General features: G+C 64.4%; 16 protein-coding genes and 5 pseudogenes. 13 read left to right on the top strand and 8 right to left on the bottom strand.

The window, feature by feature from the left end; all coding sequences use genetic code 11:
• Positions 1-18: 18 nt before the first annotated feature.
• The 6 genes and pseudogenes from paaA (at position 19) to DC31_RS04395 (ending at position 4566) form a co-directional block, all read left to right on the top strand.
• On the top strand, positions 19-960 hold the full coding sequence (gene paaA / locus DC31_RS04420) for a 1,2-phenylacetyl-CoA epoxidase subunit PaaA (protein ID WP_036277370.1): 942 nt from the start codon (positions 19-21) through the stop codon (positions 958-960).
• Positions 960-1265: a 1,2-phenylacetyl-CoA epoxidase subunit PaaB gene (paaB, locus tag DC31_RS04415; RefSeq protein ID WP_036277367.1), complete on the top strand. Its 306-nt coding sequence runs from the start codon at positions 960-962 to the stop codon at positions 1263-1265. The genes paaA and paaB overlap by 1 nt, the downstream gene beginning before the upstream one ends.
• Positions 1262-2176 (top strand): 1,2-phenylacetyl-CoA epoxidase subunit PaaC, encoded by a 915-nt coding sequence (gene paaC / locus DC31_RS04410; protein WP_081813714.1) that lies wholly within the window; start codon positions 1262-1264, stop codon positions 2174-2176. Before paaB ends, paaC begins: the two co-directional genes overlap by 4 nt.
• Complete coding sequence (gene paaD, locus DC31_RS04405; protein ID WP_036277364.1) at positions 2170-2667, top strand: 1,2-phenylacetyl-CoA epoxidase subunit PaaD; 498 nt, start codon at positions 2170-2172, stop codon at positions 2665-2667. Before paaC ends, paaD begins: the two co-directional genes overlap by 7 nt.
• A pseudogene (gene paaE / locus DC31_RS04400) lies at positions 2664-3787 on the top strand (1,2-phenylacetyl-CoA epoxidase subunit PaaE). Before paaD ends, paaE begins: the two are co-directional and overlap by 4 nt.
• A gap of 8 nt (positions 3788-3795) precedes the next feature.
• A complete protein-coding gene (locus DC31_RS04395; protein WP_036277361.1) occupies positions 3796-4566 on the top strand; it encodes an enoyl-CoA hydratase/isomerase family protein in 771 nt (256 codons plus the stop codon).
• An 86-nt stretch (positions 4567-4652) separates the two neighbouring features.
• Here DC31_RS04395 and DC31_RS04390 read toward each other — a convergent pair whose 3' ends face one another.
• Positions 4653-5435 (bottom strand): general stress protein, encoded by a 783-nt coding sequence (locus DC31_RS04390; RefSeq protein ID WP_051606399.1) that lies wholly within the window; start codon positions 5433-5435, stop codon positions 4653-4655.
• A gap of 67 nt (positions 5436-5502) precedes the next feature.
• Here DC31_RS04390 and DC31_RS04385 point away from each other — a divergent pair.
• The 4 genes and pseudogenes from DC31_RS04385 (at position 5503) to DC31_RS04370 (ending at position 8970) form a co-directional block, all read left to right on the top strand.
• Positions 5503-6770, top strand: a pseudogene (locus DC31_RS04385) (magnesium transporter MgtE N-terminal domain-containing protein).
• Positions 6770-7339, top strand: coding sequence for a DUF1003 domain-containing protein (locus DC31_RS04380; protein WP_051606398.1), 570 nt, complete (start codon positions 6770-6772; stop codon positions 7337-7339). The pseudogene DC31_RS04385 and the gene DC31_RS04380 overlap by 1 nt, the downstream one beginning before the upstream one ends.
• The gene (locus DC31_RS04375) at positions 7336-8454 is read left to right on the top strand and encodes an Mrp/NBP35 family ATP-binding protein (RefSeq protein ID WP_036277359.1); all 1119 of its coding nucleotides are present in this window, start codon (positions 7336-7338) and stop codon (positions 8452-8454) included. The genes DC31_RS04380 and DC31_RS04375 overlap by 4 nt, the downstream gene beginning before the upstream one ends.
• A 69-nt stretch (positions 8455-8523) precedes the next feature.
• Positions 8524-8970 carry a YcxB family protein gene (locus DC31_RS04370; protein ID WP_051606397.1) on the top strand — a complete coding sequence of 149 codons (447 nt, stop codon included), beginning with the start codon at positions 8524-8526 and terminating at the stop codon, positions 8968-8970.
• A 51-nt stretch (positions 8971-9021) separates the two neighbouring features.
• Here DC31_RS04370 and DC31_RS04365 read toward each other — a convergent pair whose 3' ends face one another.
• The gene (locus DC31_RS04365) at positions 9022-9414 is read right to left on the bottom strand and encodes a translocase (RefSeq protein WP_036277662.1); all 393 of its coding nucleotides are present in this window, start codon (positions 9412-9414) and stop codon (positions 9022-9024) included.
• 87 nt (positions 9415-9501) lie between these two features.
• Between DC31_RS04365 and DC31_RS04360 the strand changes: the two are divergent.
• Positions 9502-10136: pseudogene (locus tag DC31_RS04360) on the top strand (O-methyltransferase).
• A 120-nt stretch (positions 10137-10256) separates the two neighbouring features.
• Here the strand turns inward: DC31_RS04360 and DC31_RS17450 are convergent.
• The 3 genes and pseudogenes from DC31_RS17450 to dapE all read right to left on the bottom strand — a co-directional run bounded on the left by DC31_RS17450 (position 10257) and on the right by dapE (position 12792).
• On the bottom strand, positions 10257-10424 hold the full coding sequence (locus tag DC31_RS17450; protein ID WP_081813713.1) for a DUF3117 domain-containing protein: 168 nt from the start codon (positions 10422-10424) through the stop codon (positions 10257-10259).
• 92 nt (positions 10425-10516) lie between these two features.
• On the bottom strand, positions 10517-10831 hold the full coding sequence (locus DC31_RS19145; RefSeq protein ID WP_235201333.1) for a hypothetical protein: 315 nt from the start codon (positions 10829-10831) through the stop codon (positions 10517-10519).
• A gap of 886 nt (positions 10832-11717) precedes the next feature.
• Positions 11718-12792: pseudogene (gene dapE / locus DC31_RS04350) on the bottom strand (succinyl-diaminopimelate desuccinylase).
• Between the two features lie 39 nt (positions 12793-12831).
• On the opposite strand from dapE, the gene dapD reads away from it, so the two are divergent.
• Together dapD and DC31_RS04340 are read left to right on the top strand one after the other, a co-directional pair.
• Entirely contained in the window at positions 12832-13773 is a 942-nt protein-coding gene (dapD, locus tag DC31_RS04345; RefSeq protein WP_036277357.1) for a 2,3,4,5-tetrahydropyridine-2,6-dicarboxylate N-succinyltransferase, read from the top strand.
• A 205-nt stretch (positions 13774-13978) separates the two neighbouring features.
• Positions 13979-15372 (top strand): annotated as a pseudogene (locus DC31_RS04340) (DEAD/DEAH box helicase).
• A gap of 30 nt (positions 15373-15402) precedes the next feature.
• Here DC31_RS04340 and DC31_RS04335 read toward each other — a convergent pair.
• The 3 genes from DC31_RS04335 to dapC all read right to left on the bottom strand — a co-directional run bounded on the left by DC31_RS04335 (position 15403) and on the right by dapC (position 18469).
• Complete coding sequence (locus DC31_RS04335; RefSeq protein WP_036277356.1) at positions 15403-15879, bottom strand: SRPBCC family protein; 477 nt, start codon at positions 15877-15879, stop codon at positions 15403-15405.
• Positions 15880-15892: 13 nt separating this feature from the next.
• On the bottom strand, positions 15893-17188 hold the full coding sequence (locus DC31_RS04330) for a citrate synthase (protein WP_081813712.1): 1296 nt from the start codon (positions 17186-17188) through the stop codon (positions 15893-15895).
• Positions 17189-17356: 168 nt separating this feature from the next.
• On the bottom strand, positions 17357-18469 hold the full coding sequence (dapC, locus tag DC31_RS04325) for a succinyldiaminopimelate transaminase (protein WP_036277354.1): 1113 nt from the start codon (positions 18467-18469) through the stop codon (positions 17357-17359).
• Between the last annotated feature and the right edge of the window lie 3 nt (positions 18470-18472).

Below are 18472 nucleotides of genomic sequence, written 5' to 3'. Positions count from 1 at the left end.
AGCGCCGTGGAACCCGAAATGTCCGACGAAGAGCTCCGGTTCAACGAGATCATCGCCGCGGACTCGCGCATCGAACCCCGCGATTGGATGCCGGATGCCTACCGCAAGACGCTCATTCGGCAGATCTCACAGCACGGCCATTCCGAGATCATCGGCATGCAGCCGGAGGGAAACTGGATCACACGTGCGCCGAGCCTCAAGCGCAAGGCGATCCTGATGGCCAAAGTGCAGGACGAAGCAGGCCATGGCCTCTATTTGTACTCTGCGGCGCAGACACTCGGCATCACCCGCGACGAGATGACCCAGCAGCTCATCGACGGCAAGGCGAAGTACTCGTCGATCTTCAACTATCCGACACCCACCTGGGCCGACATGGGCGCCATCGGCTGGCTCGTCGACGGCGCAGCGATCTGCAATCAGGTGCCCCTGTGCCGCGCGTCCTACGGCCCGTACGGGCGCGCGATGGTGCGTATCTGCAAGGAAGAGTCGTTCCACCAGCGTCAGGGGTTCGAGATCCTCCTCACCCTGATGAAGGGCACCGACGAACAGCGCCAAATGGCACAGGATGCCGTGAACCGCTGGTACTGGCCCAGCCTGATGATGTTCGGGCCACCCGATGACCAGTCGCCGAACTCTGCGCAGTCCACCGCGTGGAAGATCAAGCGCTTCTCGAACGATGACCTGCGCCAGCGGTTCATCGGGATGCTGGTCCCCCAGGCCGAAGTGCTGGGAGTCACTCTGCCCGACGATAATCTGAGGTGGAACGACGAGACCCAGCAGTACGACATCAGCGAGATCGACTGGACCGAGTTCTTCGAAGTGCTCGCCGGCCGCGGTCCGATGAACGCAGAGCGACTGCGCGCCCGACGCGAAGCTCACGAGAACGGTGCTTGGGTTCGCGAAGCGGCGCGCGAGTACGCGCGTAAACAGGCTGACCGCACAGCAAAGGCGGTCGCGTGATGGCTACCCCTGGTGGAAGCCCCGAAGAGACCTGGCCCCTCTGGGAGGTCTTCGTTCGCGCCAACCGTGGCCTGAGCCACGTGCATGTCGGCTCGCTGCATGCACCGGATGCCGAGCTCGCGGTGCGCAACGCGCGTGATCTATACACCCGTCGCGGCGAGGGCATCTCGATCTGGGTGGTGCCCTCCGACGCGATCACCACCAGCGACCCCGATGCAAAGGGCGCTTTCTTCGAGAGCCCCGCCGGCAAGAACTACCGTCATGCCGTCTACTACACAGCGTCGGAGGGGGTGCCACACCTATGAGCACCACCGAGGCAGCGGGGGTCACTGATGGTCGCAATCACACACCCAAAGCGACCAACGCAGGCGCCTCCGCGCCGAGCAACGACCACGTGCGGCCCCTCCCGCACGGCTCGGTCACGGTCGACGAGCTCACGCTGGCAGCCGAGCTTTCCGGCGACACCGATGCGATTGCCTCTGCCGATGTCGCCGAGTACGCACTCTGGTTGGGCGACGACGCACTGATCCTGTCGCAACAGCTCGGCTGGTGGATCGCTCGGGCCCCAGAACTCGAAGAAGACGTCGCGCTCGGCAACATCGCCCTGGACCTGCTCGGCCACGCACGTTCGCTGCTGCGCTACGCCGGCACAGCAGACGGACGCACCGAAGACGAGCTCGCCTATTTCCGCGACGAGCCGCAGTTCCGTTCCGCCTGGATCGTCGAGCAGCCGAACGGTGATTTCGCGCAGACCATCGCCCGCCAACTGGTCACCGCCACGTACATGTTTGAGCTGTACTCGGCACTTCGCCACAGCGATGACCCCACGCTCGCTGCGATTGCCGAGAAGTCACTCAAAGAGGTCGACTACCACCGCGATCACGCGATCCAGTGGACTCTGCGCCTCGCCGGCGGCACCGACGAATCCCGCACACGCACGATCCGCGCTGTAGATGCTGTGTGGCCATACGTGGACGAGCTGTTCCACGACGAGCCACTGCTTGACCGACTGAACGGAATTGCGGCCCGACCGTCCGCGCTACGCGACGGTTTTGACGCGATCGTCAACGAGGTCTTCGCCGAGGCCGAGCTCGAGATCCCGAAGGGCTTCATCTCTTCGGGCGGCGGACGCCACGGCTCGCACTTCTCCACGCTCGGGTTCATCCTCGCCGAGATGCAGGTCCTCGCCCGTCAGCATCCGGGGGCGACATGGTGAACCTCACACACTCCCAGGAGCACGCCTGGACCGTCGCTGCGACCGTCACCGATCCCGAGGTGCCGGTGCTCACGATCGAAGACCTGGGCGTACTGCGCGCGGTCGAGGTTGAAGGTGACCGCGCGGTCGTGACTCTCACTCCGACGTACAGCGGGTGCCCGGCGCTCGATACGATGCGCGATGACGTCATCCTCGCGCTCAATCACGCCGGCTACGGCACGGTCGAGGTGCGCACGACCCTCTCACCAGCCTGGACGACCGACTGGATGACGGATGCCGGAAAACAAAAACTGACCGCATACGGTATTGCTCCGCCCACCGGGCGGGCGTCGCTCGGCAGCGGCATCATTCGGCTTCGTCTCGCCGTCAAATGCCCGCGTTGCGGGTCTCTCGACACCAAAGAGGTCGCCCATTTCGGATCGACCTCCTGCAAGGCCCTGTTCGAGTGCCGCGCGTGTCTCGAACCCTTCGACCACTTCAAAGTCTTATGAACACCGCATCCACCGCCATCGCCGCAACCCCCACCCGCCGCCGCGCGCGCTTCCACGAACTCGAGGCGCCGAGGTGCGTCCGCTCACGTCGGAGAGCATCGAGGTCACCTTCGCTGTGCCGCCAGAGTTACACGATCAGTACGACTACCTGCCGGGTCAGTACGTGGCGCTGCGCGCTCATGTTGACGGGCACGAAGTGCGCCGCAGCTACTCAATCTGCCGCCCGCCCACCCCGGGGTTCATCAGCATCGGCATCAAACGCGACCGGGGAGGCATCTTCTCGGTCTGGGCGCACGAACACCTCGCACCGGGTGACCGCATCGACGTGATGAGCCCGGAGGGCAAGTTCACCTCGAACCTTCCGAATTTGGATCACGCACACCTCGTCGGCATCGCCGCAGGCTCAGGTATCACGCCGATGATGTCGCTCGCGGCATCGGTGCTGGCATCCTCGCCCACGGCACGCTTCTCGCTGATCTATACGAATCGCGCGACGCAGGATGTGATGTTCCTCGAGGATCTCGCTGACCTCAAGGATCGCTACCCCGCGCGCCTCGCGTTGCACCATGTGCTTTCGCGTGAGCAGCGTGCGGCGCCGCTGCTATCTGGCCGTATCGACGCCGAGAAGCTCGATGCGATCCTCGACCGGCTGGTGCCGCCGTCTTCGGTGACCGAATGGTTCCTGTGCGGGCCATTTGATCTCGTCACGCTGTGCAGAGATGCGCTCGAGCGTCGTGGCGTGGATGCTGGAAATATCCGCTTCGAACTGTTCACGACCGATGCCGATGAACCGCGCGTCGACCGAGGCCGACCCATCGAAACCAATCCTGACGATGAGACGTATTCAATTGAGTTCACTCTCGACGGTTTGTCATCGGTCGTCGAGTCACCTATCTCGGCGAACGAGGCGATTTTGGATGCTGCGCTCAGAGTGCGTGGCGATGTGCCGTTCGCGTGCGCCGGGGGTGTGTGCGGAACGTGCCGCGCACGCGTCGTTGAGGGCGCTGTACGGATGACGCAGAACTTTGCGCTCGAGCCCGACGAACTCGAGCGTGGCTACGTGCTGACCTGCCAATCTCACCCGACGACCGAGCGGGTCGTCGTCGACTACGACGTCTAGGAGCCACGATGATCGACCTCACCATCGACGAGGGTGTCGCCCACGTCGTGTTGAACGCCCCCGAAAAGCTCAACGCCCTCGACGAAGCCGCGCTGGGTGAGCTTTCCGACGCCTACGCCGAAGCCGAAGCATCCGGCGTGCGCGCACTGGTGCTTCGCGGCGAAGGACCAGCCTTCTGCGCCGGGCGCGATATCTCCGGCGTCGATCCACGCGACGACGACGTGATCGGCTACCTCGGCGGCCTTGTCACACCGCTATTGCGTCGGATGGCGGCCTTCCCCGCCCCGACCTTCGCGGCCGCCCAGGGTGCGTGCCTCGGGGTCGGCCTCGGCCTGCTCATCGCAACGGACGTGGTCTACGTCGCCGACACCGCGAAGATTGGTTCCCCGTTCGCCGCGCTCGGAGCGACCCTCGACTCGGGTGGACACGCCCTGTTCTATGAGCGTCTCGGCGCACACAAGACGCTGGACCTCATCTACACAGGACGCCTTATGAACGGTACGGAGGCCGTGCAGTCCGGACTCTTCTCTCGAGTTCTCCCGGCCGACGAACTGCGGGCAACGACGACGGATGCAGCGGTCAGAGCGGCGACAGGCGCCACTTCGGCGTTCCTCGCGAGCAAACAGCTCGTGTCACGCATCCGCGACGAACGGCTCGCCCTCTGGGACTCGATCGACATCGAAAACGCCGCCCAGGCTGCGCTCTGCGATACCGACGACTACCGCGAGGGCTTCGCCGCCTTCCAACAGAAGCGATCCCCGAAGTTCAGCGGGCGCTGAGCCGCGCGGCGGGTCCCGCAAACTCCGCTGGGTACTGACCCTGTGCACAGGCCTGAGGAGTTGCGTCAGGCTGTAGGTTCGACAGGTCAGGCACGCTCATCGGCAGCCGCGCCGTTGTCGTCGCCGGATGGCTCGGCGAAGGACGCTCCCGACTCGCGTCCGTCAGTGCCCGCGGCAGCCTCCTTCTGCGCAGGCGCCGGAGCATCGGCATCCGGCACTCGCTCGCCGTACCGCGGCACCGGATCAGCCGGGCGCGGCGGGATGACGTGCTCACCAATGCGTTCTGTCTCGCTTGCAGGACCTCCACCCACGGCAGAATCCTGAGGATTCGTACCGGGAGTGACGCGCTCGCCGTAGCGCGGCGGCTCATCGAGGTTGACGGGCGGATGCACGACCTCTGTGCGCTGCCCTGTTCCCAGCAGACCGCGAGCCTTCGCCAACGACGCCGCCTGCACGGTGACCTCGTAGTGGTCGGCGGCGAGCTGTGTGACACTCGCAAAATCGCGGCGGCGGCGCACGATCGCGTAGGTGACGAGGCTCAGGATCATTCCCAGCGCGACGCCGATGAACACGAAGCCAACGAACAGCTGCATCGGCACGTCTGGGTTGCCGATCACCAGGATTGCGGAGAGGAGCAGACCGATCAACACACCGTTCACGGCGCCAGAACGGGCCGCAGCCGCGTACCCGAGTCGGCCGGTGATGCGCTCGATCGTGCGCACACCCTGACCGACAATCGCGATGTCGCGGGCCGGAACTTCGCCGGCGATCAGCTTCGACACCGTCTTTTGTGCACTCTCGTAATCGCGCATCGAAGCGACGGTGTCGCCGACAGCTGTGTTGCCTGCAGGACGGTTCAACATGCTCATATATCCATTGTCCCACGTGCGCTCGTCAGCAGCCCGAGATCATGGGTCTGCAGACTACGCTGGACGCGTGAGCACACAACGGGTTTTCGTCGCGCGCCTGGCAGGCTGCGCCGTCTTCGACCCCGTAGGCGACCGGCTCGGCAAGGTCCGAGATGTCGTCATCGTGTACCGAAGTACGGTCTCGCCGCGCGTGATCGGTCTCGTCATTGAGATTCCCGGGCGGCGCCAGGTGTTCATGTCGATCGGACGTGTCACGTCAATTCGGTCAGGACAGGTCCTCACCACCGGGCTGATTAACGTGCGACGCTTCCAGCCGCGCCCTGGCGAGGTACGTGTGCTCGCCGAGTTGCTCGGCCGGCGCGTCGAGCTCGCGACGGAAGCGGCAGCGCAGTGATCGAAGATGTCGCCATCGAGCCGAACCGCCTCGGCGAGTGGAACGTCGGTCAGTTGTTCCTGCGCAAGCCGAAAACGAGCGCCTCGCCCTTCGCCAAGGGACCGACGACGTTTGCCGCGTGGAGCGAAGTCGCAGAGAAGCGCGCGCCTGGTGAATCGCAGTCTGCCGAGCAGCTTGTCGCGTCCTACTCCGAGCTGCATGCGGCCGACCTCGCCACGACACTTCTCGATTTGCCAGAGCAGCGGATGATCGAGGTTGCTGGCGAGCTATCGGACGACCGTCTCGCCGATGCTCTTGAGGAGATGCCCGAGGACGATCAGGTCAGCATCCTCGACCGCCTGGGCGATGAACGCGCCGCCGACATCCTCGACCAGATGGAGCCGGACGACGCGGCCGACCTGCTCGCGCAGCTTCCGGAGAAGCGTCTGGAACACCTCCTCGAACTCATGGAGCCCGAAGAGGCCGAAGATGTGCGCACCCTGCTCCGGTACGGACCAGATACTGCCGGTGGTCTCATGACGACCGAGCCGATCATTCTCTCCGCCGATGCCACCGTTGCTGAAGCTCTCGCTCTGATCCGTCGACACGAACTGCATCCAGCACTTGCCGCTGCGGTTTTCGTGACGCTTCCCCCTTTCGAGACCCCGACTGGCCGGCTTCTGGGGGTCGTACACTTCCAACGGATGCTGCGCTACCCACCGCACGAGCGTCTGGGCGCCATTGTCGACGAGACGATGGAACCCATCTCCGTGACGGCATCTGCGGCGGAGACCGCTCGACTTCTCGCCAGCTACGACCTCGTGTCGCTACCCGTGGTCGATGCGGCTAACCGCCTGGTCGGCGTGGTGAGCATCGACGATGTGCTCGACTACCTGCTGCCTGATGACTGGCGCACACAGGATGCTGACGCCGACGCTGCCGCAAAGGGAGGTGCACGTTGATGGCCAAGCCGGACCGCTCCGCCCTCGACGCTCCCCTCGGTCGGAGCACCGCACGCCAGCGCCCCGCGCCATCTCGCGACCGCTTCGGCCGCTTCACCGAGTGGGTTGCCCGCGCGATGGGCACCCCCACTTTCCTGCTCATCCTCTCGCTGTTCTGCGTGGCGTGGCTCAGCTGGAACGTGCTGATGCCGGAACCGGTGCGCTTCGATGATGCTGCCCTCGGTTTCACCGCCCTCACCCTGATGCTTTCGCTGCAGGCCTCGTACGCTGCTCCGCTCATCCTGCTCGCGCAGAACCGCCAGGATGACCGCGACCGGGTGCAGATCGAGCAGGACCGTCAGCGCGCTGAGCGCAACCTCGCCGATACCGAGTACCTCGCGCGCGAGATCGTCGCACTGCGCATGGCTCTGGAGGAGCGCAACTCTCAGACGGTGACGCGCGACGTGCTGCGGCAAGAACTCAAGGCGATGCTGGCTGGTCTCGGCGACGAGAACGACGATGACATTCTCTCTGCCCCCGATCCTAAGACTGGTCCGATTTCGACCGCACCGCGCCGCCGACGCACATGAGCCTCGTCGATCGTGTGCGTCAGGCGGTCAGCGCGGTGTCCGACCCGGAACTGCGCCGACCGATCGGCGATCTCGACATGGTGAGAGACATCGCCGTCGATGGCGATCATGCCCGTGTCGGCATCGCACTCACGATCGTCGGATGCCCCGCCGCAGACCGCATCGAGAGTGACGTGCGGCGTGCCGCGGCATCCGTCGCCGGAATCGCCGACGTCACAATCGACATCGGCGTGATGTCTCCCGCCGAGCGCAAGGCTCTCACCGAGAAACTGCGTGACGGCCGACCAGCCAGACAGATGCCCTTCGGCCCGGATTCACTGACCCGCGTCATCCTCGTCTCGAGCGGCAAGGGTGGCGTCGGCAAATCCACCCTCACCGCGAACCTCGCCGTTTCACTGGCCGCACAGGGCCTCGCGGTAGGACTCGTCGATGCCGACGTGCACGGGTTCTCGATTCCCGGGCTCCTGGGTATTCCCGCTGGCACCCAGCCGACCCGCATCGATGACCTCATGCTGCCGCCCGTCGCCCACGGTGTGAAGACGATCTCGATCGGCATGTTCCTGCGGGGCGATGAGGCGGTCGTCGCCTGGCGGGGGCCGATGTTGCATCGCACCGTGCAGCAGTTTCTCACCGACGTGTTCTTCGGCGACCTCGATGTGCTGCTCATCGATATGCCCCCTGGCACCGGCGACATTGCGATCTCGATCGGACAGATCCTCCCCCACGCAGAGGTCATCGTCGTTACGACACCACAGTCCGCAGCATCCGACGTTGCGATTCGCAGCGGACTCGTTGCCCGCCAGACCGGTCAGCGTGTCATCGGCGTCGTCGAGAACATGGCTGCGTTCACCCTGCCGGATGGCACGATCATCGATCTGTTCGGCGCTGGCGGTGGCGCGGAGGTTGCCGCTGCGCTCTCGCAGCCCGAAGATACCGTGCCGTTGCTGGCGTCGATCCCGCTCAGCCCCGCGCTGCGCACCGGCGGCGACGCCGGAGTACCCGTCGTCCTCGGGGCGCCAACGGATGCCGCGGCACAGGCAATCCGCACGCTCGCAGATGCGCTCGCGCATCGTGGCCGAGGACTCGCTGGCCGGTCGCTGCCGCTGTCACTGTGAAAGACTTCTGACGTGCCAGCTGATTCCGCCCCTCGTTCGATTTTGGTCGATCGGGAGCTCCATCGGGGCATGATCACCGATGGCACCCTGTACGCCGTGACCCGGCCGCTCGCCATCCTCGCGTACACGACACTACTTGCCGCATTCATCATCAACATCATCGTGCTGACGATCATCGGAGACTCCGGTAGCGACCGAGCGTCGACCCTCGCCTGGACGCCTCTGGCGATCGCCGCGCTCATCGTCGCCTCGATCATGTTCACGCGGTCATCGGTAGCTCGCGCGATCACCACCGCTATGCCCGCCGGAACGACGGTGTCAGCGAGTCTCGACGAGGACGGCATCCAGCTCGCCGCGAAGCGCGGCCGCTCGGTGATGGTCTACTCGACATTCCGAGCAATGCGCGTGGGAAAGCATGCGGTACTTCTGCAGTTGCGCGGAGACTCGGCGATCACAGCTGTGCCGCGCGCGCTGCTGAGTGACTCCGACATCGCACTGCTCCGCTCAAAAATCTGAGCTTCGCCCCGTGAATTTACACCGTGAATTTACGCAGGGAAGCGGCCTGACTCAGGTCGCTTCGAGGTCGAATGGCGGCGGGAAATCACGCGTGAATTCTCTCCGAACCAGAGGCGTGCGCGGCGCAATCGGTTCGGTCACGCCGGTAGCGGCGACGACAGTAGCGGTCTTGACCGGCGGCGTGGGAGGGTCTTCGAGCAGTGCATCGCGGATGATGCGGCGCGGATCGTACTGGCGCGGATCGAGCTTGCGCCAGTCGACATCGTCGATCTCTGGCCCGATCTCGTCACGCATCCTGGTCTTCGTATCGCGAAGATACTCACCAACTTTTCGCACCGCGCCAGCGAACGTCTCGGCTGCCTTCGGAAGGCGCTCCGGACCGATGATGAACGCCGCAATCACACCGATGAGCAGAAGCTTCTCGAAGGTGAGCCCGAAATCCATGTACATAGGCTACCCGCCGCGCCTGGCCTCCTCAGCCGCGGCATGCGAATACTCTGGTGGAAGCAGCAATTCCACGGGAGCAGGGTCATGAGCGAGAACGACGCGAACGCACGTTACATCCGCGAGGCGATCATCGAGCCCGCCACCATCGCACGAGCTCGCGCACACGCGGTCGAGTTGGGTGCAGCTCCGGTCAGCCCTGCGGTGGGTGCGCAGCTCGCCGTTCTGGCAGCTGCGACCAACGCCCGCTCGATCGTCGAGATCGGCACGGGCGCTGGCGTCTCCGGGCTTTGGCTGATGCGTGGCGCGCCTCAGGCTGTGCTCACCTCTATCGACAATGAGCCCGAGCATCTTGTCGCCGCACGGCGTAGCTTCAGCGAGGCGAAGATCCCGTCGACGAAGGCACGGTTCATCACCGGTCGTGCTGCCGATGTGTTGCCGCGCATGAACGAGGCGTCGTACGACATCGTGCTCGTCATGCCGATCCAGAAAACGTCATCGAGTATGTCGAACATGGTCTGCGATTGGCCCGCACTGGTGGCATCGTGCTCGTTCCGCGCGTGCTCGCCGGCGGCAAGACGGCAGACCCGGTGCAGCGTGACGCAATCACCACGGCTTACCGCTCGCTCATCCAGGAAACTCAGGAGTCGCCTGCGGTGCTCGCGGCGATTTCCACGGCTGGTGAAGGCCTGCTGCAGCTGGTCAGCATTAAGACGGACTGAAAACTTCGAGCTCGACACAGTTCGAGCTCGAACCAGTTCGAGTTCAACTCAGTTCGAGTTCAACCCAGAAGGGGCGACGGATCAAAAGATCCGTCGCCCCTTCGAAGTGGAAATCGAAGATCAGCTCACAACGCCTGCCAGCACGCCGTGCAACTCCTTCGCTTCTGCATCGTTGACTGAGACGACCAGTCGTCCGCCGCCTTCGAGGGGAACGCGCACGATGATCAGTCGTCCCTCCTTCACGGCCTCCATGGGTCCGTCTCCGGTCCTCGGCTTCATCGCTGCCATCGTGGCTCCTTTTCCCTCGGTGGTATGCATCAAGTTTATCGGTATGCTTCCGCCCTGGCGCGCCGAGTGGAGAACGCAACGTGAATTCATCGTCACGGCACTTGCCAGAACGTGTTGCCGAGCGCGAAAACGAAGTAGATCCAGAGCCACTGACCAAGCAGACACAACGCCAGTACGCCGAAGCGATACCCGCGCGAGCGCGGCACGGCAACGGTCCCCAGAGCGGAGTGAGCGGCATCAACAGCCGGAATGCGCTTGATTGCGGGAAGAACACCGCGAGCAGGTACAGCAGATAGCTCGCACTCCACAGTCGTAGATCCACTCCGAGTCGTCGTACTTGCGGCGCGAAAAGCAACACGGCTGCGAAGCCGATGACCAGCAGCACCAGCGCGATGAGCCCCCACCATCCCGGCATCCTCCACTGGGTGAACCAGAATTGCGCGGCCTGAACCCAGCCATCGAAAGGCACGAAGCTGCCGTCAGCGCCGGTAACCCAGTTGCGTCGCCAGGCGAGTTCCGTCGCCATATATGCGCCAGGATCCTGGGTCACCACCGCCGCGATCACCTGCCACGCGAAGCCCGTCGCTGTCGCCAGCGCCCCGAGCGCGACGATATGTAGGATCTCGCGCACCGGAAGCGGATCGGTGCGACGCCGGATCCAGCGCAGGATGCCGTAGAGCCCCAGATACAACGCAAAAGCGAGGATGCCAGGCCGGGTGAACGCCATGACCGGGACCACGAGGTAGAGCCAGCCGTAGCGCCGTCGAGCAACCAGGTCGAGAGCAAGTAGCAGCAACAGCACGAACAACGCCTCGGCGTAGCCGACCTGGAACATCGCCGCCAGCGGCCCCCACGCGAAAAATGTGACCGCCCAGAGCGCAGCTGAGGAGCCCACCCGCCCATGCAATAGTCGATACAGCATGAGGCAGGCCAGAAACCCTGCGACGAGGGAGATCAGCAGCGCGCCGATGCCCCACGACCCGAACGGAAGTCCCAGCACACCGGCTGTGTAGGCGTAGACCGGCATGAAGGCCCAGGCGTTCTCGGCAATCTGACCCGATTCGGTGAGCGGAAGGACGGACGGATATCCCTGCCATGCGACCAGCCAGTACCACTGAGCGTCCCAGCCAACCAGGAAGCTCCCGATGCTCGCATCGGCGCCGAAGCGTGACGTTGGACCAGACAGCTGAGCAGCAATCTGCAGAAAACCGGTCGTGACCACTCGACCAAGCACGTAGATTACCGAGATGCGCGCGATGATCGGCATCCGCGCCCACCGTCGCGCAGCGGTAATCAGGGCGCGGTGAGCCACGCTCGTAGGCCCTGCTCTACCGCGTCGATCTGAGCGAGCGGCACACGTTCTTCATCGTGGTGGGCGAGATGAGGATCGCCGGGACCGTAGTTCACAGCCGGGATGCCGAGCGCTGAAAAGCGCGCGACATCAGTCCAGCCGTACTTGGGAAGGGGCTCAGCCCCTACTGCAGCGACGAACTGCTGAGCGATCGGGGCGTCCAAGCCCGGCCGCGCACCCTCGGCAGAATCAGTGATCTCGACCTCAAAGCCACCCAGCACCCGGCGGACATGCGCCTCGGCATCCGCCGCTGTTTTGCTCGGCGCGAATCGATAGTTGACCTCCACCTCGCAGAGATCCGGAATGACGTTTCCGGCGATGCCGCCGCTGATGCGCACGGCGCTGAGGCTCTCGCGGTATGCCAGGCCCTCCACCAACACCTCTTTGGCGCGGTACTCCGCAAGACGCGCGAGAATCGGGGCTGCGGCATGAATCGCGTTCTCGCCGATCCACGCACGGGCGCTGTGGGCGCGCACACCCCCGGGTGCGAACGATGGCGCGCAGCGTGCCGTTGCATCCGCCCTCGACCTGGGAGTTCGACGGTTCGCCGAGAATTGCGAAGTCGGCCGCGAAGAGATCCGGCCGGTCAGCAGAGAGCAGATTGAGTCCGTTCAGAGATGCCGCGACCTCTTCGTTGTCGTACCACATCCACGTGATGTCGACCACGGGCGCAGTGAGCTCGGCTGCGAGCTTCAGCTGCACCGCGACACCGGCCTTCATGTCGACGGTGCCGCGACCCCAGAGGTGCGGTTCGCCGTCGACGTCGATGTCGCGGGTCGGCAGGTTCTCGTTGATCGGGACAGTGTCGATATGTCCGGCGATCACCACCCGCTGAGCACGACCGAGGTTCGTGCGGGCGACGATCGTGTTGCCATGCCTGATGACCTCGAGGTGCGACAGTCCCGCAACGGTGGCCTCGATCGTGTCGGCGAGAAGCGCTTCGTCGCCGGAGACACTCGGGATATCGCAGATCGCACGGGTGAGATCGATGGATGACGCAGTCAGATCGAGCAGCATGCATCCAGCCTACGGCGCACCGGGCGGTAGCGTTGAGGCATGAGCAACGCACGCGCAGTATGGGGTATAGGTCTGACCACGATCGCCGCAGACGGCACCGTGCTTGACGCGTGGTACCTGGAGGTCGGCGGCGGCGAGTTGCCCGCTGCTGACCTCGCCGCGCTCGAGGCTGAGACCGGCCCAGACGAGCGTCGCAATGTCCGCATCGAGACCGTGCAGTTGCAGATTGACTTGGACGCGGCCCCCGCCTCGACCGCTGACGCGTACCTCCGCTTGCACGCGCTCTCGCACCTGTTGGTGCGCCCGAACGAGCTGAACCTCGACGGCATCTTCGGCCACCTTCCGAACGTCGCGTGGACGAACGCGGGCCCGATGCATCCTGATGACGCCGCACGCTTGCAGCCGCAGATGCGTCGACACAGCATCCAGGTGCAGGGGCTCGACAAGTTCCCCCGCCTGACTGACTACGTTCAGCCTGCGGGCGTGCGTATCGCCGATGCCGCCCGCGTGCGGCTGGGCGCGTACCTCTCCCCCGGCACCACAGTCATGCACGAGGGTTTCGTGAATTTCAATGCCGGCACCCTCGGAGCCTCAATGGTCGAAGGACGAATCTCACAGGGTGTCGTCGTCGGCGAGGGCAGTGACATCGGTGGCGGTGCATCGATCATGGGCACTCTGTCGGGTGGCGGCACGATGCGCGTGTCGATCGGCGAGCGCACACTGCTCGGCGCGAACTCTGGTCTCGGCATCGCACTCGGCGATGACTGCATCCTTGAAGCCGGGGTGTACATCACCGCCGGCTCCAAGATTGTTCTCGTCGATAGCCCGACCACCGCTGATGGTGCCAAGCGCACCGTCAAGGCTGCGGAGCTCTCCGGGCGCGATGGCCTGCTGTTCTGGCGCAATTCGCTCACCGGAGCGCTCGAAGCCAAGCAGCGCAAGGGCGCCGGGGTCACCCTGAACGAGGCGCTGCACGCCTGACGCTGTCGGGACCTGCTAGGCTAGGACAGTTGTCCAGATTGATTTTGGGCAGCTACGTCGTCGTCACGGGGTCTTTTTAGATCGAAGCGAGCTGCACAGCTCCTCCACCAGTTGGCGTTTCGAACGGCGAACCTCTGCGCACTTCCTGTGTGCGGTCGCCCATCAAACTATCGCGCGTATTGACGCGCGCTCATGGAGTATTTTTATGCCCACTTTCCTTGAACTTGGCGTGCCTGCGCCCCTCGCATCGGTCCTTGCTGCCGAAGGCAAGACCGAAGCTTTTGCTATCCAGCGCGACACGCTTCCCGACTCCCTCGCCGGTCGCGACCTCCTCGGTCGCGGTCGTACCGGAAGCGGCAAGACCATCGCTTTCGCCATCCCGCTCGTTGCTCGTCTGACGGACTCAGGACGCAAGAGCCGTCCCGGCCACCCGCGCGGCCTTATTCTCGCGCCGACTCGTGAGCTTGCCACGCAGATTGCTGCGGTCGTCGCACCACTTGCCGCCGCCGTAGCCTGCGCGTCACCACCGTCTTCGGTGGCGTCAGCCAGCGCCCACAGGAGCAGGCGCTTCGCGGCGGCGTCGATATCGTCGTCGCGTGCCCTGGCCGCCTCGAAGACCTCATGAAGCAGAAGGTCGTCAACCTGGACTCGGTCGAGGTTGCTGTGCTGGACGAGGCCGACCACATGGCCGACCTCGGCTTCCTCCCCGGTGTCACTCGTATTCTCACGGCGACACCCGCCGGCGGACAGCGTCTGCTGTTCAGCGCGACGCTTGACCGCGGCATCGACTCGCTCGCACGCCGCTTCCTCTCGAACCCGATCAGCCACGAGGTCGACGAGTCCAGTGTGCCGGTCGGCGAGATGATCCACCGCGTCCTCGTCACCACCTCCACCGAGCACAAGACCTCGCTCGTGCGCGATCTTGCCTCCGGCACCGGCCGTCGCATCCTCTTCACCCGCACTAAGCACCAGGCGAAGAAGCTCGCAAAGCAGCTCACTGCCTCCGGCATCCCCGCCGTCGATCTGCACGGCAACCTGTCGCAGAATGCACGTGAGCGCAACCTCGGCGCGTTCTCGGCCGATCCTGCAGATGGTGGCGTACGTGTGCTCGTTGCAACCGATGTCGCCGCTCGTGGCGTGCACGTCGATAACGTCGACCTCGTCGTTCACGTCGACCCGCCGATGGAGCACAAAGCATATTTGCACCGCTCTGGCCGCACCGCACGCGCCGGCGCAGCTGGAACCGTTGTCACGGTGGTTCTGCCCGAGCAGCGTCGCGACGTCAAGGACCTCCTGCGCAAGGCGCAGATTTCTGCCGCCCTTGAGGATGTCAACGCGAACATCGTGAACGAGCTCGTCGGAGAGCGTGCCGAGCACGTGCGTCCGGCTCCTGTGCAGGCCCAGCAGACCCAGCAGCCTCGCAAGCCCCGCCAGGCCTCTCAGCAGCGTTCAGACGGCTCAGCTCCACCCGCACGTCGCCGTCGTCCTCATCCCGCCCAGGGCGGACAGGGCGGCCAGCCGCAGCGCGCTGGACAGGGTCGTTCCTCGGGCGGTCAGCGCTCGCAGGGCGGCCGCGCAGGATACTCGTCGGGTCGCTAAGCTCCGCAGCCGACAATCAGGTCGGTATAACTAAGCATTGACGGATGCGAGGACCTTCGGGTCCTCGCATCCTTTTGCAAACCCCTTGATGCGGCCGCGGATCTCGTAGCCGAGCACGCGGACACCGACCCATTCGGCAATCGGCGCCAGCCAGGCCGGACGACAGGTGAAGTTGTATTTCCACACTGCGTAGGTGCCCGAGCCGTCCTCGGCAGGAGTGTATCGCCATCCGCCGCCGAGCTTCTCAAAGAACCACGGACCGCGTTCCATCACCATGCCTGCACGCAGCGGCGGCGCAAACGAGACGTAGTGACTGATCATCGTGAAGCCCAGACGCTGCCGGGTGTACACGCGCACACCCTTGGCCGCGACTGGGGCGTCGTCTAGGTAGTGCTGTTCGCTGATAAACGGATCCCAGCGGCGACGGATCGCACCGGTTGTCTGCGACACGGCAAAAGCCGTCGCCACATCGACCGGAACGAAAACCTTCGCGGTGACGACGGGCATGCTGCTCGATGACTCAGCGGGTCGGGAACTGGCGTTCCGGAGCCCCGGTATACAGCTGCTGCGGGCGGCCGATCTTCGTCTGCGGGTCAAGGTTCAGCTCACGCCACTGGGCAAGCCAGCCGGGCAGCCGGCCAATCGCGAACAGCACAGTGAACATGCGCGTCGGGAAGCCCATCGCCTTGTAGATCACGCCGGTGTAGAAGTCGACGTTCGGGTACAGGCGACGCTCCTTGAAGTAGTCGTCTGCGAGAGCGATCTCTTCAAGTTCTTTGGCGAGATCCAGCAGCGGGTCAGTGACTCCGAGTTCGCGAAGCACCTCGTCGGCTGCTTCCTTGACGAGCTTGGCACGCGGGTCGTAGTTCTTGTATACCCGGTGCCCGAAGCCCATCAGCTTCACGCCTTCTTCTTTGTTCTTCACGCGCTCGACGAAGCGCTGAACACCCTGGCCGGAGTCGCGGATCTGGCCGAGCATCGTGAGGACGGCCTCGTTGGCACCACCGTGCAGCGGACCGGAGAGTGCCTGAATACCGGCAGAAATTGACGCGAACTGGTTGGCACCCGTCGAGCCGACGAGTCGCACCGTCGACGTCGACGCGTTCTGCTCATGGTCCTCATGCAGAATCAGCAGCAGCTCAAGTGCCTTGGACATGACCGGGTTGACCTCGTAAGGCTCCGAGTGCACACCAAAGTTGAGCTTGAGGAAGTTATCGACGAAGCTCAGGGAGTTATCTGGGTAGAGGAACGCCTGACCGACGCTCTTCTTGTGTGCGTATGCAGCGATGACGGGGAGCTTCGCGAGCATCCGCACCATGTTGAGCTCAACGTGCTCGGGGTTGTTCGGGTCGGTCTGTCCCTCGTAGTAAGTCGAGAGGGCAGCGACGGCCGACGAGAGCACCGACATGGGATGCGCGGTGTGCGGCAGTGCCGAGAAGAAGTGCTTGAGGTCTTCGTGCAACAGTGTGTGACGACGAATGCGATCATCGAAGTCCGCCAGCTCAGTCGCCGAAGGCAGCTCACCGTAGATGAGGAGCCAGGCGACCTCAAGGTAGTTGCAGTTGTTCGCGATCTGTTCGATCGGGTAACCGCGGTAGCGCAGGATTCCCTGGTCACCGTCGATGAAGGTGATCGCCGACTTGGTGGATGCCGTATTCACGAAGCCGTAGTCGAGTCCGGTGTAGCCGGTCTGCTTCGTCAGCGTCGAGAAATCGATGCTGTTCGTACCAGCTGTGCCACGAAGCACGGGGAATTCTGCTGTGGTTCCACCGATCGTAAGAGTCGCTTTCGCCTGCTGATCTCCCGCTGCACTCACGCGGTCCTCCTTGTACGTCGTACTCGACCTGGTCGGTCTGATTCGTCGAGGGCGATGTATGGCGCGGAGCGCCTGGCCGGATCTCGACCGAATCGCCCTTACAGCCTAGTCGTCACTTTGGCCTACTGTGACATCCACCAAGAGATGCTCGAGGAGCACCGTGAGAACCTACAGAGCTGCGCCGCGTAGACGCAGTGCCGCCTCGGAGACACGGTCTAGCGGCGCTGTGAGCGCCAATCGCACATGCTGACCAGCATCCGTCCCGTAGAACGGTCCGGGGCCAGCGAGGATGCCGAGATCGGCAAGGCGACCCATCGATTCCCAGGCATCTTTACCCTCGGTTGACCACAGATAGAGTCCCGCCTCTGAGCCATCGATGCGGAATCCGGCCGCTTCCAGCGCGGGCCGCAGCACGTCGCGCCGAGCACGATAGAGCTCTTTCTGCGCGGCGACATGCGCATCATCGCCGAGAGCGACCGTCATCGCATGCTGCACCGGTTCGGGCGGCATCAGGCCGAGGTGCTTGCGGGCGGTGAGGAGATCGCCGACGACACTTGCGCAGCCAGCGACAAAGGCCGCGCGGTAGCCGGCGAGGTTCGACTGCTTACTGAGCGAGTACACGCTGAGCAACCCCTTGCGGCTGCCATCGGTCACCCGAGGATCGAGAACTGAGGGGATGCGCTCCTCGGACCAGCGACCGTCCCAGCCCAGTTCGGCGTAGCATTCGTCGCTCGCAAGCACCGCACCGAGTTCACGCGCTCGGCGCACTGCCACGGCAAGTTCGTCGACGGTCCAGGTGCGACCGTCCGGGTTGCCCGGCGTGTTGATCCAGATGAGCTTGGTGCCCTCCGGCCACGCGGCGGGATCATCTTCGGCGACAGGAGTCGCGCCGGCGACCCGCGCGCCCACCTCATACGTCGGATACGCGACGCGCGGAAGAACAACGATGTCGCCCTCGCCCAGTCCGAGCAGCGTCGGCAGAAGTGCGACGAGCTCTTTGGAGCCGATAGTGGGCAGGACGTTGTCGACTGTCAGATCGGTGACCCCGCGTCGACGTGCGTACCAGTCGACGATCGCCTCACGCAGCGCAGGAGTGCCGACCGTCTGAGGGTAGGCGTGCGCATCCGTAGCCTCGGCCAGTGCTCGACGAATGATCTCCGGCGTCGGGTCGACGGGCGAGCCGACCGAAAGATCAACGAGACCCTGCGGATGCTGCGCCGCACGCTCGCGGTAGGGGACCACCGCATCCCAGGGGTAGTCGGCGAGGTCGCGGACGCCCACAGG

Source organism: Microbacterium sp. CH12i, assembly GCF_000685355.1.
In the GTDB taxonomy this organism is placed as follows: domain Bacteria; phylum Actinomycetota; class Actinomycetes; order Actinomycetales; family Microbacteriaceae; genus Microbacterium.
This window is presented reverse-complemented; position numbering and strand designations above follow the sequence as displayed.